This is a genomic window from Wolbachia endosymbiont (group A) of Sympetrum striolatum (genome assembly GCF_947250715.1).
Classification (GTDB): Bacteria; Pseudomonadota; Alphaproteobacteria; order Rickettsiales; family Anaplasmataceae; genus Wolbachia.
The window spans coordinates 82118-96437 of record NZ_OX366342.1; the positions used below are offsets into that span (position 1 = coordinate 82118).

A 14320-nucleotide genomic window follows, 5' to 3' on the forward strand; every position below is an offset into this window, starting at 1 on the left:
TTTATTTAAATAGTGAGGTATGAAAATGAGTAAAAATAACAATCAACAATACAAAAACTATTCTGAAGATTATAATGGTAAAATAGGTATTAACACTAATGGACAAAAGTTTCAATTAATCAAAAATAACTCAAATCCTGTATACAATTATGAAGTTCGTGATATGGATGGGAATCATATATATAACATTAGAGAACAATGTATACCAAAATTCTTTAATAAGATATATAAGCCTTCAGAGTCAAAGATCTTTGACAAAGCACCAGAAACTATAGAGGAAGTATTACCAAAAGTATTTTCATTCCAAGATGAAGGTATAAAATATAATATAAGGTATGATGACATGTCATCACAAGAGAAGTTCCAAATTCAAAAGGACATTCATGCTGCTTATGAAAATTTTAAAAAATTGTTTGATGTAAACAAACCTGAAACAACTTTAAATTTAGAAGTTAATGTTTTTAACAACAAGAATGATTACCAGAAATATAATGAATTAGCTGGCATTGACGCAGATAATGCTTATGGTGCAACTGATGGTAAAGCGATAGTAGTATACAAATTTGCCGGTATGGACTTTGTTTTAGGTCATGAGCTGGGCCATGTGTTCCAAATGAGCTATTAACAAGTATGAAGAATTCATTAGACCCTGAATTAGTTGGAAATTTAATTGGGAGTCAAGTAGAAAAAGAAAACAAAAAAGATATAGATAGTGGAGAGATAAAAGAATATCAAACTGAAGAATATGAAAATCCAGCTCATAACAAGGCATTAGAGCTTAGAGAAAGCAATGAAGATGATAAAAAAACAAATATAGTGGAGGAAGAGGAAACAGAAGGAGATACACTATATAATAACAAAGAACTCTATAGAGAAAAAAGAGAAGTGCAAAAAGAAACCGCTAAGCTAGATGATAACACAGAAGAAAGTCAATCTACACAAACGAGTGAACCTGGTGTATTTTCATCTATTGCATCTATTTTTAGAAGTTTTATATCATGGATATGGGGCACAGAAGAAGAAAGTGAATCTATCGAATTATCACAGAGTTCATTGTATTCTGATCCATTAAGTGACGAAAGTCGTTATTCACAGTCAGATACTAATGATATACTATAACTTTTTTTTATAGGTAGTTTAACCCTTGCGTGTAACCCAAAAAACACGCAAGGGAAAACTGTATTGCATTGATGCTGTAACAAACAACTTCATTTGCACCAACTGCAAGTATAATGACAAAATTACGATTGTACTTTAACTCTAACAATTAACAATAATAAATGTATATTGAAATACAGCAATAATTACGTTAGTTTAAAAGGAATAGTTTGATTAAAGGATAATTGTGCAAAAAAGTGAGAAACTAACTAAAGATAAAAAACTAGCTTCTGATATTCTAAAAGAGGTTGCAGATACCAATAACAATGATAGCGATAAAGTAACTTTGTTTGACATTAAAACAGCTTTGCATGAGCGCGGTTTTGGTATTTTAATAATCATCTTCTCCTTGCCGCTATCGGTGCCTATACCGGTTCCACCTGGTTATACAACTATTCTTTCTATACCTTTAATCTTATTCTCACTGCAGCTTCTATTTGGATTTGATTCTCCTTGGATGCCCAGTTGGCTAGAAAGAAGGTCTTTTCAGCGTTCAACACTAGCTCTTGTGGTAGAGAAAACTTCCCCTGTATTAGAAAAAATAGAAAAATTCATGAAGCCAAGACTATCTTTCATTTTCTATGGGCCTGGTGAGAAGATTCTGGCTTTTATGATGTTGCTTTGTGCAATAATAATAGCTCTTCCATTACCTTTTACTCACTTCCTTTCTGCAATTGGCACAACTCTTATTTCACTTGGTATTATGAGTAAAGACGGGTTTCTATCCATATTGGGAGTTTTAGTGTCATTGTGTGCGTTGTTGCTTACTCTTGTTGTAATAGTCAAAGGACCACAACTTATAACCGGAGCACTTTCTCTTCTTAAAAGCTTTACAACACTTTAACAAAAGAATGAAGTACTAGCGCGAAATGAATATGCATATTGAAATAAAACAATAATTGTGTTAAGAATTACTTTTATCAAGGGTTTTTCGTGTCACAAAATGATAAGTTGACTAAAAGTGATAAACTAGCTTCTGATATTCTAAAAGAGGTTGCAGATACCAATAACAATGATAGCGATAAAGTAACTTTGTTCGATATTAAAACAGCTTTGCATGAGCGCGGTTTTGGTATTTTAATAATCATCTTCTCCTTGCCACTATCGGTGCCTATACCGGTTCCACCTGGTTATACAACTATTCTTTCTATACCTTTAATCTTATTCTCACTGCAGCTTCTATTTGGATTTGATTCTCCTTGGATGCCCAGTTGGCTAGAAAGAAGATCTTTTCAACGTTCAACACTAGCTCTTGTGGTGGAGAAAACTTCTCCAGCATTAAGAAAAATAGAAAAATTCATGAAGCCAAGAATGTCTTTTATTTTCTATGGGCCTGGCGAAAAAATTTTAGCTTTTGTAATGTTGCTTTGTGCATTATCAATAGCTCTTCCATTACCTCTTACCAACTTTATTCCTGCAATTGGTACGACTCTTATTTCACTTGGTATTATGAGTAAAGATGGGTTTCTATCCATATTGGGAGTTTTAATATCATTGTGCGGACTATTGCTTACTCTTGTTGTAGTAGTCAAAGGGCCACAACTTATCATTGGGGCATTTTCTTTTCTCAAAAGCTTCGTATATGGTTAGGCTTTACAACACCTTAACAAAAAAAAAGGAACTTTTTACACCAATCGATAAAGATCATGTGAAAATGTATGTTTGCGGACCAACAGTATATGACACAGCACATATAGGCAATGCACGGTCTGTTGTTGTGTATGATGTGTTATTTCAGCTACTTAAGTTTTGTTATGGCAAAGTTACCTATGTGCGTAACATAACCGACATTGATGATAAGATAATCAATGCAGCAAGTGAGAAAAATAGCAACATAGAAAGTATAACCACATATTACATTAAAGCTTTTCATAATGATATGGAAAGCATAAATTGTAAAGAGCCAACACACGAACCAAAAGCAACGGAAAACGTAGATTATATTATAGAATTAATTGAACATTTACTGCAATCAGGCCACGCTTACGAGTCTGACAAACACGTGTATTTTAATATAGAATCTTACCATGAATATGGTGCTTTATCAGGAAAAAAAACTGATGAATTGGTTCCAGGTAGCAGAGTTGAAGTTAATGAAAATAAAAAGCACCCTGGAGATTTTGTACTGTGGAAGCCTGCAAGTGATATTGACTACAAACTTTCAAGTTATTGGAATAGCCCATGGGGAGAGGGCAGGCCTGGATGGCATATAGAATGCTCAGCAATGTCATATGCTTATCTTGGCAAAGATTTTGATATTCATGGTGGCGGCATAGATTTACAATTTCCTCACCATGAAAATGAAATTGCACAGAGTAAGTCTGCATTTGCTGGATCAATGTTTGCAAAATACTGGATACATAACGGCTTTCTTACAGTAAGTGAAGAAAAAATGAGCAAGTCCTTATTTAATATAGTCAAAGTAAGAGATTTGCTAGATAGTGGAATAAAGGGTGAAGTAATACGCTATGCACTGCTCAAAACTCACTACAGAAAACCACTTGATTGGACAGAAAACGTTATTTCTGATGCACAGGAAACCTTAAATAAATTTTATCGGTTATTACGTGGCTTAGATACAACGAATATTGATGAAAGTAACGCAGAGATTTCTAAAGATTTTATAGACGCTTTAAAAAACGACTTAAACATTCCTGAAGCTCTAGCTATACTGCATGAAATGGCTGCAAAAATTAACAAAATGAGTAATGAAAGTGAAAAGCTTAAATTAACTGAGAGTTTTGTTAAGAGTGCCAGATTTATTGGTCTTCTTGAGTCAAGTTATCAAGAGTGGTTTGCTGTGGATGTAAATCATCAAGAAATAGAAAGGTTGATAGACTTAAGAAAAATTGCAAAAAAAAATAAAAATTACGATACTGCAGACAAAATAAGGGATCAGTTGAAACAAATGGGGGTTACAATTTCTGACAATGAAGATGGTACAACAACTTGGTAAACTTATATGGAAGATTACTTTCTGCTGTTTAAAGATAGCCTATTATCATCGTTAATCTTGCCTATACACCAAGGCTTTATGTTTGAAGCTATGCTGTACTTTAGATCACATCACAATCTACTACTTATGTTATTTTTTGGAGTACTAGGATCAAGCCTTGGTGGAATAGTTAACTGGTATTTAGGTAGAATAACAATCTTAATGCGAGAATCATACCACAAATTAGAAAACGAATATACAATGCCAAAAGTTACAAAAAATTTGCTAATTTTTGCAACTTTATTACTTTCATGGGTGCCAGCACTTGGAAGTGTGATTCAAATTTTATCAGGTTATTTCAAGTTAAACCTTTATATCCTTGCCCCTTTAATCATTCTATCTAATTTCTTCTATTTGTTATATCTAATACTTACTTTTGGAGTATAACAGCTATAGTACTACAGCTATTAAAGCCCACTTCTGTCATCCTATGCCCTGATAGAAGCGGAGCTATAAATTAAATGCAAAATTTCTAGTAGTCATAGGATGCACCATGAGCTAAAAGCAATTCCACAAGCTCTTGGTGGTCATCAGCGGCATAACCTAATACTTTCATTCCCCAATTATTTCTAGCATTAACATTTGCATTGTGTTTTAGTAATACCATAGCTATATCAACTTTTCCCATCAGAACAGCATGATGTAGTGGTGTTTTGCCATCTTTATCCTTAGCGTTGACATTGGCACCTTTTTCGATAATGTACTTCACCACCTCCAAGTTTTTTCCTATAATAGCATAGTGTAACACTGTTGCTCCCTCATCATTTTCAGCATTAATATCTGCATTGTGTTCTAGTAGCACTTTAGCTATATTAACTTTTTCTCTGATAGCAGCAAGATGTAATGGAGTATTGCCAGCTTTGTTCTTGATGTTAGCGTTAGCACCTTTGTCCGCAAGATATTCCACTACCTCCAACTTTCCACAAAAAGCTGCCATATATAATGGAGTATTACCAATACTATTCCTAGCGTTAATGTCAGCACCTTTGTTAACGAAGTACTTAACTATATCCAAGTTACCATTCTCAGCAGCAACGTGTAACAGAGTCATACCATCTTTATCCTCAGCACTTAAATAAGCTCCTCTTTTAACGAGATATTCCACTACTTCCAAGTTTCCACCTTTAGCAGCCATATGTAATGAAGTCCCACTGTAAAATATTCCTTTAGCCTCAGCATTAATATCTGCACCTCTTACAACAAGATATTCCACTATCTCCAAATTTCCATACAAAGCAGCCATATGTAATGGCGTACTACCACATCCATCTTTAACGTTCACATCAATACCTTTCTCAATGCAGTACTTTACTGCTTCTAAGTTTTCATACTCAGCAGCCACGTGTAATGGAATTAAACCGTCTTTATCTTTAGCGTTGATATCTGCGTTTTTTTCAACAAGATATTCTATTACATTCAAGTTTCCACCATAAACAGCTGAATGTAATGGGGTAATAATATACTTATTCTTAGCATTAAGAACACAACTAAATCTATCTGAATGTTTTTCTTTTATATGCGTTAGTATTCCTTGAATTGCTTCACAGTCACTATTTTCAGCTAGTAAATGTAATATAGTACTTTTGTGCTCACAATAAATAGAACTAAAATAAAAATCATCAATCAACCTACTGTGCTTACTTGCATGTCCCCAAATAGATGCAACATGAATAAAATTATCTATTGCTAAATCACTGCCGTTTATCAATTCCAGAACTTTTCTTAAGGTATCTTCTCCTAAGAAACTCACTCAACTAACTCTTCTTGTTGAACTAATATGTAGCCAAATTCGCTCGCTTTTTTGATCAAATTTTTTACAGTTCTATCTTTATAGCGTGTTTCATAGTATTCCATTCCTTTTTCTACATATTCCTGTCCGTATTTGAGCATACTATAAAATATGCATGCCATTTTTCTTGCAGTAGCTGTTATTGCTTTTGGTGCTCCTAGTCGTTTTTTCAATCTTCTGTAGTATGCACCCAACGCACTTTTACTATTTCCTACAGAATGAGCAGCTATTCGCAAAGCATTCGCAGCACGGTTAATGACTTTACGTGTTCTTGTGTTAAACACTTTTTCCCCTGTAACTTTATTAGCAGGACTGAGTCCCAACCACGACGAAAAGTGCTTTTCTGTTGGCCATTTACTATGGTTTATACCAACTTCTGAAATTATGGTTTGTATACTTAATACATCAAATCCAGGAATTTTAGTGAAATCCATACCAGTTATTCGGTGCAGTTCCTCATACAAAGCAAAGCTTGGCTTACTTTTGCTATTTTTATTCTTTTGCTTACTTAGCTGTTTGCTTTCACAAGACTTTGTTTCAAACGTTTTATAATAGGCTTCAATATTTCTATCACATTCTGCTATTTTTTCTTGATAAATATTATATAATTCAAATTCTTGCTTTAGCGTGAATAAGTGTTCCTCTCTATAGTCACCAGCTAACGCTTTTGCAATAGTAGACTGATCATTTTTCATTCGCACGTCCCTGAATTCTGCTAATTTTTCAGAATCTCTTTCGCCTTCAATTATAGCTTCAATGATTTTCATACCAGTTATCCCAGTAATATGACTAATAACCTTGTGTAATTGTATATTCATTTGAATTAATGCCTTCTGCATACGCAGAATATGTGTAGATGCACTTTCAGTGAGATTTTTGCGTTGCCGCACGTAACTGCGCAATACACACATCTGATTATCTGGCCTAAACGATCCATGAAGCAGTCCGTAGCTATGCAGTTGTTGGAGCCATTGGCAATCTTGAACGTCAGACTTCCTACCAGGTACATTCTTTACATGCCGTGCATTTTACCTCGAATTTGTATGACTCAAGTATTTGAAATAAAGGAATCCAGTATACTCCTGTTGATTCCATAGCTACTGTTGTAACTTTACACTTTTTCAACCACTGTGCTAAGTTATGAAGGTCTTCAGTAAAGCAGCCAAATTTCTGAACGCGTTGTTCATCTCTTCCTTCAGGTACACACACATAGTGTACAGCTGAACCAATGTCTATTCCTGCTGCATTAGGATTCACTATTTCTAATTTACTTTTTGCTTTTTTCATGGTAACTCCTACATATAATTTGTAATAGGGAAACGCTTCAGCTTGGAACGGTTGATAGTACAATCTCCTAACCGAGGTAGTCTAAATGACTCCATCAATGATTTGACCGTTCCTTCCAAAACCATGCTTGCATACGGGCACTTAGGCACCATTGAAAATGTCGGTCATAACTGCAGAGGCGCTCCCTGTACAACTATACTTGAAAACTACTAAAAACTTAAATTTGTGTGTTTCTTTCTGATTTGACAGATTTCGTCTGTTCGATGCTTGTATCCATGCTTCAACTTGTTCAAGTTGGCTTTGGTTCAATATAGTTTTTCTACGGCGTTGAGGTGGAGCAAATAATTTTTCTTCTCTGCCAAATTTTAGGTCATGCAGTAAGTGCCTTTCTTGAAATGCAACATATTTTTGCTACGGCTGTTATACTATGCTTTTTTGCTGCAATTACAGCATTTAGTTTTTTTGCAACATATGCATTATTTCTTACTTTCTTCAGCATTTCTTTTGCTCACTTTTTCATCCAATAATTTTGATCTTAATGCCATTTAAACCTCGCTATTTTACTTACTCCAGTATGGCTTTTTTCCATTATTGTCTATCCGTTACTTGTATAGCGGGAATTGGTATTAGGAGATTTATTTGACTTTCTTTTTGGTAGTTCTAAAGCTAATCGCCAATTTGAAAATAATATCGGAGTACAAAAAGAATTGTATGGTCGGTACAATAAATTCATGGATAGTCTTGGGGGCTTAGGAAAAGATGGTCCAGGAGGATTTATTAATCAAATAGCATCGCAATATCAAGGCAATCCTTACCAGCAGTTTATTAGCAATCAAATGATTGGCAACCAATTAAGAGCAAGTAGGCTTGATCAATCAAGCTATGGTCTATCTAAAGTTGCAAGTTTAAACTCTGAACTTGCGTCGCGTGGCTTGAATGACTTTATCGGTTCATCTTTAGGAGGGCTGCAAAGTCTTATCGGAGCACATGGACTTGGTGCACAAATTGGTCAAAATCTAGGTGGTGGTTACACTTCTTACGGAAAATCTTTAAATGATCGTTGGATAGCTATGAATCAAATGTTAGATAATTTTGGTCAGGTTGCGGGTAAGGCTGCAATATAGCCAACTACAGCATTTTATTTTTTCAATAAAGAAAAGAATGTACTTATCTCTTGTAAATAGTATCTCTATGTCCTATCTCTGTGATAACCACTGTACGTTCTGATTGATCTACCCTGTAGACCACGCGATAGTCACCTACTCTTAACCTTCTGAGCCCTTTTAAGCTATGATGTAGTGGTTCACCAAGATTTATTGGATCGACTGTAAGTCGTTCTTTTATAGCCTTTTGAACTCTTAGCCTTATTGTCTTTGGAAGATTTGGTAAATCCCTTTCAGTAACGCTCTTTAGAGACTTAATTTTATAACGTTCTAGTCCCACTTAATATCTTCAAAATCAACTGTTTCTGCGCCTTCAACATCACGCTCATCAGAAATTTTAGACACTAAAAAATCCTCGATTTCAAGCTCAATTGCTTCTTTGAGTAGTTTCTCTGCTAATTCTTGAGCAGGCTGCTTAGTGAGCTCAGCTAGCTCGGCAAGGTGCAGTAAAGTTTCTTTACTGAGAACTATATTAGCGTTTAAGTCTGCCATAAGTTTTACCAAAATCTACTACTGTAACAATTTTACAACATTTTTTTTAATTTTTCAATAAATTAGTGTATGCTGGAATTAGTTTAAAGGATGAAAAATGCTATCTCAGGAGGATATTATTTTATGCCGCAAAGATTTTGGTTTCTTTGCGTTTCAAGGCATGCTGCGAGTGTTTAATATCAGATTAAATTTAAAAAGAAAAGATGGCAGCAAAAACTATTTGTGGGTGCTGTTCAGCAGCATTAATCGCTTGGTGTTTGAAAAAGCACACAGTCAATGGTGGAACATACCACCACGCTGTGCTAAGACAACACTGGGTTTTATATTTCATGTGGCGTTTGCCCTCGGTAATAATCCAAGGGCAAAGTTTATGTATATTACGCACCAAAGAGATTTGATGCGTGAAAAAATCAATGAAATGCACATTGTCCTTGAGTCTCCATTTTACCGTCAAGTCTTTCCAAACGTAAAAGTAGTTGGTCGCAAAAGTACGCGAGTAATTAGAACTAAAGAAGGAGGTTTTGTTAATGGCTTTTCAATATCAGGGCATGTAACAGGTACAGGAGCTGGGGATAGTTCTCTTGATTTTGATGAAGGTCGAAAGTACGGTGGTTGCATTATCCTTGATGATTTACATGATGCAAGCTGCGCTTATAGTCGGGTATCGCTGATCAGTGCCTGTCAAAAGTTTGAACAATGCATAACTTCAAGGCGTAATACTGCTGATACGCCATTTTTAGTGATTGGTCAAAGGATCAGTGTTTACGACATATTTGGTTATTTAGAGAAAAAATCAGAGCGACAGTTTGAGAAGATCATAATACCTGCAGTACTTGAAGATGGCACGAGTATTGATGAGAATAGATTGCCAATGCAGGAACTTAGGATCAAGGAAAAAGCAGATACCGTCACGGAATAATTAACCGTCATACCGCGATTCATTCGCGGTATCTCTTAGCATAGATCCCGCTAACACGTAGCGGGATGACGATTGTCGATGAACCTAAGTTACTTTAGCTATAAACATTAAGAAATTTACTAAACGAAGAAAAAAGGCAAAAGAAACCCCGTTGGTGGTTGGCTATTTACTATGTACTAAAATATCGGCGTTTTTTTATTCTAAAACGCTTGATTAAGAGCGATTTAGCTGCTTTTAACTTGCAACTAACCTAAATTATAAACGTTAAGAAATTTACTGAGCGGAAAAAAAGGCAAAGAAACCCCGTAGTAGCTAGCATTCAAATTCTCCCTTGTCAATTTGACGTTTTTTGCTGTCTTAAACGCTTTGTAAGCGCGTTTCGGCTTTTATAGGTAAAAACCCAGAAATTTTTAAAGACATGCGATGCACGTAGTGCGAAAAATTAAACATGAGACGCCAAATACCCTAAGTTTTTTGTCATTAACCTGCACAGATTGCGAAGATAAATAAATAGCTTCAGTTTCATGATAAGGGGGCTGGCGGAGTTTGTAAAGTAATTTTTCGTAGCTCTCATGACTTAAAAAGCTAGATTCCAGCTTCACGCGCTGAAATGACAGATTACTGTTACCTTATCTAGATACAGAAAAAAAAATCTTAATACTTAACACATTTTTCATAGTACACACCGTATGATTGATAAATAAAATAATGAATAGATTTACATAATGTTTGGAGGCTACCAATGGTCAACGACAAGATTACTTTGAACTTTGAGATAGAAAAAGGCGAACCTATAGATCGATACTACTTTTCTGCACGTATGAGGCTTACAGATGAAAGCAAAAATCTTTTGCGTGAGAAGCTTGGCAGTACAATTCAATTCGATAACCTAGATGATCACTTCAATCTTAACCATGAGAATTTTTATATCTACTACAATAAATATAGTGAGCACAATGGTAGAAGTGAGCTATACGTTAGGGATGATAACGGTAGATATTTAACTTCCAATCTTCCACTTAATCACTATGGATTCTCAATGGAACTATCATCTGATGGGGCGTCAATAGCAAATTATGGCTTTTATCCTCTTTATGCAATCTATAACCCAAATCACTATGATAAGGCAAAGGAAAAAGTATTTGATGATCACGGTGAATTGTCACCAATTGCATCAAATATGTTAGATAATTTTTTAAGCAACACAAATAGCTTAACCACACAAGAGATGTTTTTACAGTTGCAAAATGGAGCTACTGAAAAAGAGGAGAAATTGATAAGAGAGAAAAGACAAGCAGAAGAAGAATTAGATCAAAAGAATGAGAAATTAAAGGAGTTCATAGAAAAAGGTGAAATTACCTTGTTTAAAGTGGTAAAAGGTAATGACGTAGGTAACGGGCGTTCAGAAGTAGTTTTACAGTTTACTGCAGAAGGTAAGGGGACAAATGAAATTACCCTTGATTCCGAAAAATTCTATATAGCAGATTATGAAGATAGTGAATTCTTGCATTGTGTTAGCTCTGATTATGACATGCTACTTGATTATGAAAATTTATTTTTCGCGCTCAATCAAAGCTTCTACTCAGACTTTGAAAGTGGGTTTTATTCAGCAGACAGCACTGATCCCTATAATTACGCTAAATATTCAAAGGAACCATATTTGAGTGGTGATCAGCTATCTGAAAAATTATCTCATGAGTTGGAGAAAGATAGTAACCAGATAGATGCAGAAGTTATGTTTAGTGATCAACCTATGAACGAAGAAGTTACAGTGAAAAGTGAAGTCAAATCTAGAAAGAAAAGGGCAGTTGAAGAAGATAATGCAGAAGATACTATAGGAAACATAAATGAAACAAATGAGGTAACCGGTGCGACGCGTTTGCACTCTGCTTCTTTATCAGGGGATTTGAATGAAGTTATCGAACTTGTAGAACATAGCGCAAATATTGACGCGAAAGATAAAGCCGGACAAACACCGCTACATCATGCTATTAAATCAGGAAATACAGAAATAGCAAAATATCTTATCGATCAAGGTGCAAATCTCAATTCTCAAGATATTTATTACGAAGGAACTGATTACTCTTGTTTTAAGACACCTTTGCACTATGCCATAAAATCGGGAAACATGGAAATAGTTGAATACTTAGTGGAACATGGTGCAAATCCTAATATTCCAGATGCTCACAATCTCAGGCCGCTCGACTATGCTATAAAGAACACAGCTTTAGTAAAATATCTTGTGGACAATGGTGCAGATATTAATGTACGTAATCCGATATTCCATTTTGTTAAGCTAGGTGAGCTGGATATGGTGGAATATTTAGCTCAACATGGTGCAGATCTTAATGTCAAAAACACCTCTGCTCAAACACTACTACATTATGCTATTGAACTCAAACATACAGAGATAGCTAAATACTTAATAGATCACAATGTAGATATTAATACTCGAGATATTAGTTCTGGTAAATCTCCATTACATTTTGCTATGAGTATAAAAAACATGGAAGTGGCTAAATATCTAATAAAGCATGGTGCAGATGTTAATGTTAAAGATAGTTACGGTTTAGCACCTTTACACTTTGCTGTTAATTTAGGAAATCAAGAGATATTAGAATATTTAATAAAGAATAATGCAAATATTGAGGTTCGAGATAGTGAAGGCTGGACACCACTTATTCATGCAGTAAGGCATGGGCAATTGGACAAAGTAAAGTACCTGATAGAGAATGGAGCTGATGTTGATATTTGTGGTAATGAAGGATGGACGCTATTTGAGCATGCTGAACAATGGATAGATGATAGAAGAATATTAAAGGATGTAATCAATAATGATAGAAAATATGCAGATGCTGCAAGTTGGGAAAAGACTGGAAAAGATATGCTTGATTACCTTAAGGGAGTTACAAAAAATACTATACAGGAAGAAGAATCTAACTATATAGATCAAATGCAAGCAGATGATAGCAGCAGTTATGTTGAAGATCAACCAGCTTTGCAAAGCAATCGTGACGGTTATGCTGACATGGAAAAAGCTCTGCAGGAGAAATTGCATGGAGATGAAATACGCAAGCAAAGTAATGAGAAAGCTCAAAAAGATATGGAAACAAGAAAAGTCACTGTGGAAACTGACAGTAGCAATAATAAAATTGAAAAACAAGCAAAACCAATAGAAGAAGAACAAGAAACTGTTATGGCAAGTGTGATAGAAAATATGGATAAAAATTCTGATAGTGAAGCAGAAGATTCTAACAGTATTGCAAATGCACAACATCCCTTAAAAATAAGGACAGGAAGTCCTCTTGAGGTGGGAAAGTATGAGGTGGAGCTGCAAGTGACATATGATGATATAAAGAATTTTTATGATACCGTACGTGGTAAATATCATGCTGGTGATGGATATAACTACGAGCAAGTAATGGTTTTATATAATGAAATTGTTAGGCCAGCATCGCAGCATTATGATAAACCATTTACCCTGCCTAAGGCATACATAACAGATGGTCATCTATTTGTTCAAAATAAAGATTTTGGAACTTTGGATGATTTTAATGAGATGTTCTATAGAAGTGATGAGTTAATGTGATGTAAAAAGCAAGATTCAATTTGGTGAACGAGAGTTAACTGACAGAGGAGATTGACACGTATGCCTTTATCTTTAAGATTGTTTATCAAGTATAGACATCAGCTCGTCCCATTCTCTTTTACCAATATTACTTTCTTCTCTAGTAACGTTTTCCCCTTTAATTAATTTGCAAATTATTTCTAGACCAGTTCTTGAAATACAAGCTGATTCTAGGCAATATTCAACAAAGGCATTGTAGGCCAATGGGACCCATTTTTTTATTATATCCAGCATAACTTCTGCATAAACTCTGATTTCATATTGGGCATGCTTATCAGCTCTAAGCTTCAAAAAATGAAGGAGGTTATGCAGATCTATTTTCCAATAAAATTGCGTGTAGTAATTAAGCGTTAGATTAGTTCGGGCAATTTCTCTTGCAAGCCCCTGCTCAATAAATTTTTCATAATGAGAATATACTAAATTAGAGTCGTTTGTTAGAGAATCTATTATTTCCTTTGAGGTATCCGGATCAAAAGCTTCACCGCTACCTTGTTTATTATTATCAGATTGTTTTGCAATCTGTTCTGGTTTTGGTATATAAAATTCATTGTCAAGTATTGAATATCTTGCCGAATATTCATTCACATTTGCAGTTCTATGCCTTATCCATTGCCTTGCAACAAAAATTGGAAGTTTCACGTGAAACTTAATTTCACACATTTCAAATGGAGTTGTATGATGATGTCTCATTAAATACTTTATAAGTGCTTCATCCTGACTTATCTGTTTTGTTCCCTTGCCATAAGAAACACGAGCAGCTTGAACTATAGCGCTATCAGAGCCCATATAATCCACTACTCGAATAAATCCATGGTCTAATACCTTATGTTCTTCATATAAGATTTCATCTATCTCTTTTACTGTAGTTCGTTTAGTTGCTTCATTCATA

The 14320-nt window shown here is 34.9% G+C and carries 13 protein-coding genes and 2 pseudogenes; 9 read left to right on the forward strand and 6 right to left on the reverse strand.

The features are described from left to right. Positions 1–25: 25 nt before the first annotated feature. From OOK87_RS00425 to OOK87_RS00450, 6 genes are all read left to right on the forward strand, one after another. Positions 26–625, forward strand: a complete 600-nt coding sequence (locus OOK87_RS00425) for a hypothetical protein (RefSeq protein WP_264687734.1) — start codon at positions 26–28, stop codon at positions 623–625. Positions 626–630: 5 nt separating this feature from the next. Further along, positions 631–1119: a hypothetical protein gene (locus OOK87_RS00430; RefSeq protein WP_264687735.1), complete on the forward strand. Its 489-nt coding sequence runs from the start codon at positions 631–633 to the stop codon at positions 1117–1119. Positions 1120–1345: 226 nt separating this feature from the next. Further along, complete coding sequence (locus OOK87_RS00435; RefSeq protein ID WP_264687736.1) at positions 1346–2002, forward strand: exopolysaccharide biosynthesis protein; 657 nt, start codon at positions 1346–1348, stop codon at positions 2000–2002. Positions 2003–2091: 89 nt separating this feature from the next. Then, positions 2092–2748 (forward strand): exopolysaccharide biosynthesis protein, encoded by a 657-nt coding sequence (locus OOK87_RS00440; RefSeq protein ID WP_264687737.1) that lies wholly within the window; start codon positions 2092–2094, stop codon positions 2746–2748. Continuing rightward, positions 2741–4114, forward strand: coding sequence for a cysteine--tRNA ligase (gene cysS / locus OOK87_RS00445; protein ID WP_264687738.1), 1374 nt, complete (start codon positions 2741–2743; stop codon positions 4112–4114). Before OOK87_RS00440 ends, cysS begins: the two co-directional genes overlap by 8 nt. A 6-nt stretch (positions 4115–4120) precedes the next feature. Beyond that, positions 4121–4540, forward strand: coding sequence for a YqaA family protein (locus tag OOK87_RS00450; RefSeq protein ID WP_253309412.1), 420 nt, complete (start codon positions 4121–4123; stop codon positions 4538–4540). Between the two features lie 85 nt (positions 4541–4625). Here the strand turns inward: OOK87_RS00450 and OOK87_RS00455 are convergent, their stop codons facing one another. From OOK87_RS00455 to OOK87_RS00465, 3 genes and pseudogenes are all read right to left on the reverse strand, one after another. Continuing rightward, a complete protein-coding gene (locus OOK87_RS00455; protein ID WP_264687739.1) occupies positions 4626–5903 on the reverse strand; it encodes an ankyrin repeat domain-containing protein in 1278 nt (425 codons plus the stop codon). Beyond that, positions 5900–7229: pseudogene (locus OOK87_RS00460) on the reverse strand (IS110 family RNA-guided transposase). Before OOK87_RS00460 ends, OOK87_RS00455 begins: the two are co-directional and overlap by 4 nt. A 267-nt stretch (positions 7230–7496) precedes the next feature. Next, a pseudogene (locus tag OOK87_RS00465) lies at positions 7497–7774 on the reverse strand (IS630-like element ISWpi10 family transposase); the annotation flags it as partial. A 75-nt stretch (positions 7775–7849) separates the two neighbouring features. Here OOK87_RS00465 and OOK87_RS00470 point away from each other — a divergent pair. Continuing rightward, positions 7850–8353 (forward strand): hypothetical protein, encoded by a 504-nt coding sequence (locus OOK87_RS00470; protein ID WP_253309214.1) that lies wholly within the window; start codon positions 7850–7852, stop codon positions 8351–8353. 43 nt (positions 8354–8396) lie between these two features. On the opposite strand, the gene OOK87_RS00475 is transcribed toward OOK87_RS00470, so the two are convergent. Together OOK87_RS00475 and OOK87_RS00480 are read right to left on the reverse strand one after the other, a co-directional pair. Then, positions 8397–8672, reverse strand: a complete 276-nt coding sequence (locus OOK87_RS00475) for a type II toxin-antitoxin system RelE family toxin (protein ID WP_264687741.1) — start codon at positions 8670–8672, stop codon at positions 8397–8399. Next, positions 8663–8884: a hypothetical protein gene (locus tag OOK87_RS00480; RefSeq protein ID WP_253309216.1), complete on the reverse strand. Its 222-nt coding sequence runs from the start codon at positions 8882–8884 to the stop codon at positions 8663–8665. Before OOK87_RS00480 ends, OOK87_RS00475 begins: the two co-directional genes overlap by 10 nt. Positions 8885–8981: 97 nt before the next feature. On the opposite strand from OOK87_RS00480, the gene OOK87_RS00485 reads away from it, so the two are divergent. Both OOK87_RS00485 and OOK87_RS00490 read left to right on the forward strand, forming a co-directional pair. Continuing rightward, a complete protein-coding gene (locus OOK87_RS00485; protein ID WP_264687742.1) occupies positions 8982–9803 on the forward strand; it encodes a hypothetical protein in 822 nt (273 codons plus the stop codon). 742 nt (positions 9804–10545) lie between these two features. Then, the gene (locus tag OOK87_RS00490) at positions 10546–13392 is read left to right on the forward strand and encodes an ankyrin repeat domain-containing protein (RefSeq protein WP_264687743.1); all 2847 of its coding nucleotides are present in this window, start codon (positions 10546–10548) and stop codon (positions 13390–13392) included. Positions 13393–13464: 72 nt separating this feature from the next. On the opposite strand, the gene thyX is transcribed toward OOK87_RS00490, so the two are convergent. Then, positions 13465–14319, reverse strand: coding sequence for an FAD-dependent thymidylate synthase (gene thyX, locus OOK87_RS00495; protein ID WP_264687744.1), 855 nt, complete (start codon positions 14317–14319; stop codon positions 13465–13467). Position 14320 lies beyond the last annotated feature (1 nt).

Bases quoted from the DNA above. Each gene is read 5' to 3' on its own strand.
- OOK87_RS00490 (WP_264687743.1), top strand. From the start codon at position 10,546: ATGGTCAACGACAAGATTACTTTGAACTTTGAGATAGAAAAAGGCGAA.
- OOK87_RS00480 (WP_253309216.1), bottom strand. From the start codon at position 8,884: ATGGCAGACTTAAACGCTAATATAGTTCTCAGTAAAGAAACTTTACTG.
- OOK87_RS00485 (WP_264687742.1), top strand. From the start codon at position 8,982: ATGCTATCTCAGGAGGATATTATTTTATGCCGCAAAGATTTTGGTTTC.
- cysS (WP_264687738.1), top strand. From the start codon at position 2,741: ATGGTTAGGCTTTACAACACCTTAACAAAAAAAAAGGAACTTTTTACA.
- thyX (WP_264687744.1), bottom strand. From the start codon at position 14,319: ATGAATGAAGCAACTAAACGAACTACAGTAAAAGAGATAGATGAAATC.
- OOK87_RS00450 (WP_253309412.1), top strand. From the start codon at position 4,121: ATGGAAGATTACTTTCTGCTGTTTAAAGATAGCCTATTATCATCGTTA.
- OOK87_RS00430 (WP_264687735.1), top strand. From the start codon at position 631: ATGAAGAATTCATTAGACCCTGAATTAGTTGGAAATTTAATTGGGAGT.
- OOK87_RS00425 (WP_264687734.1), top strand. From the start codon at position 26: ATGAGTAAAAATAACAATCAACAATACAAAAACTATTCTGAAGATTAT.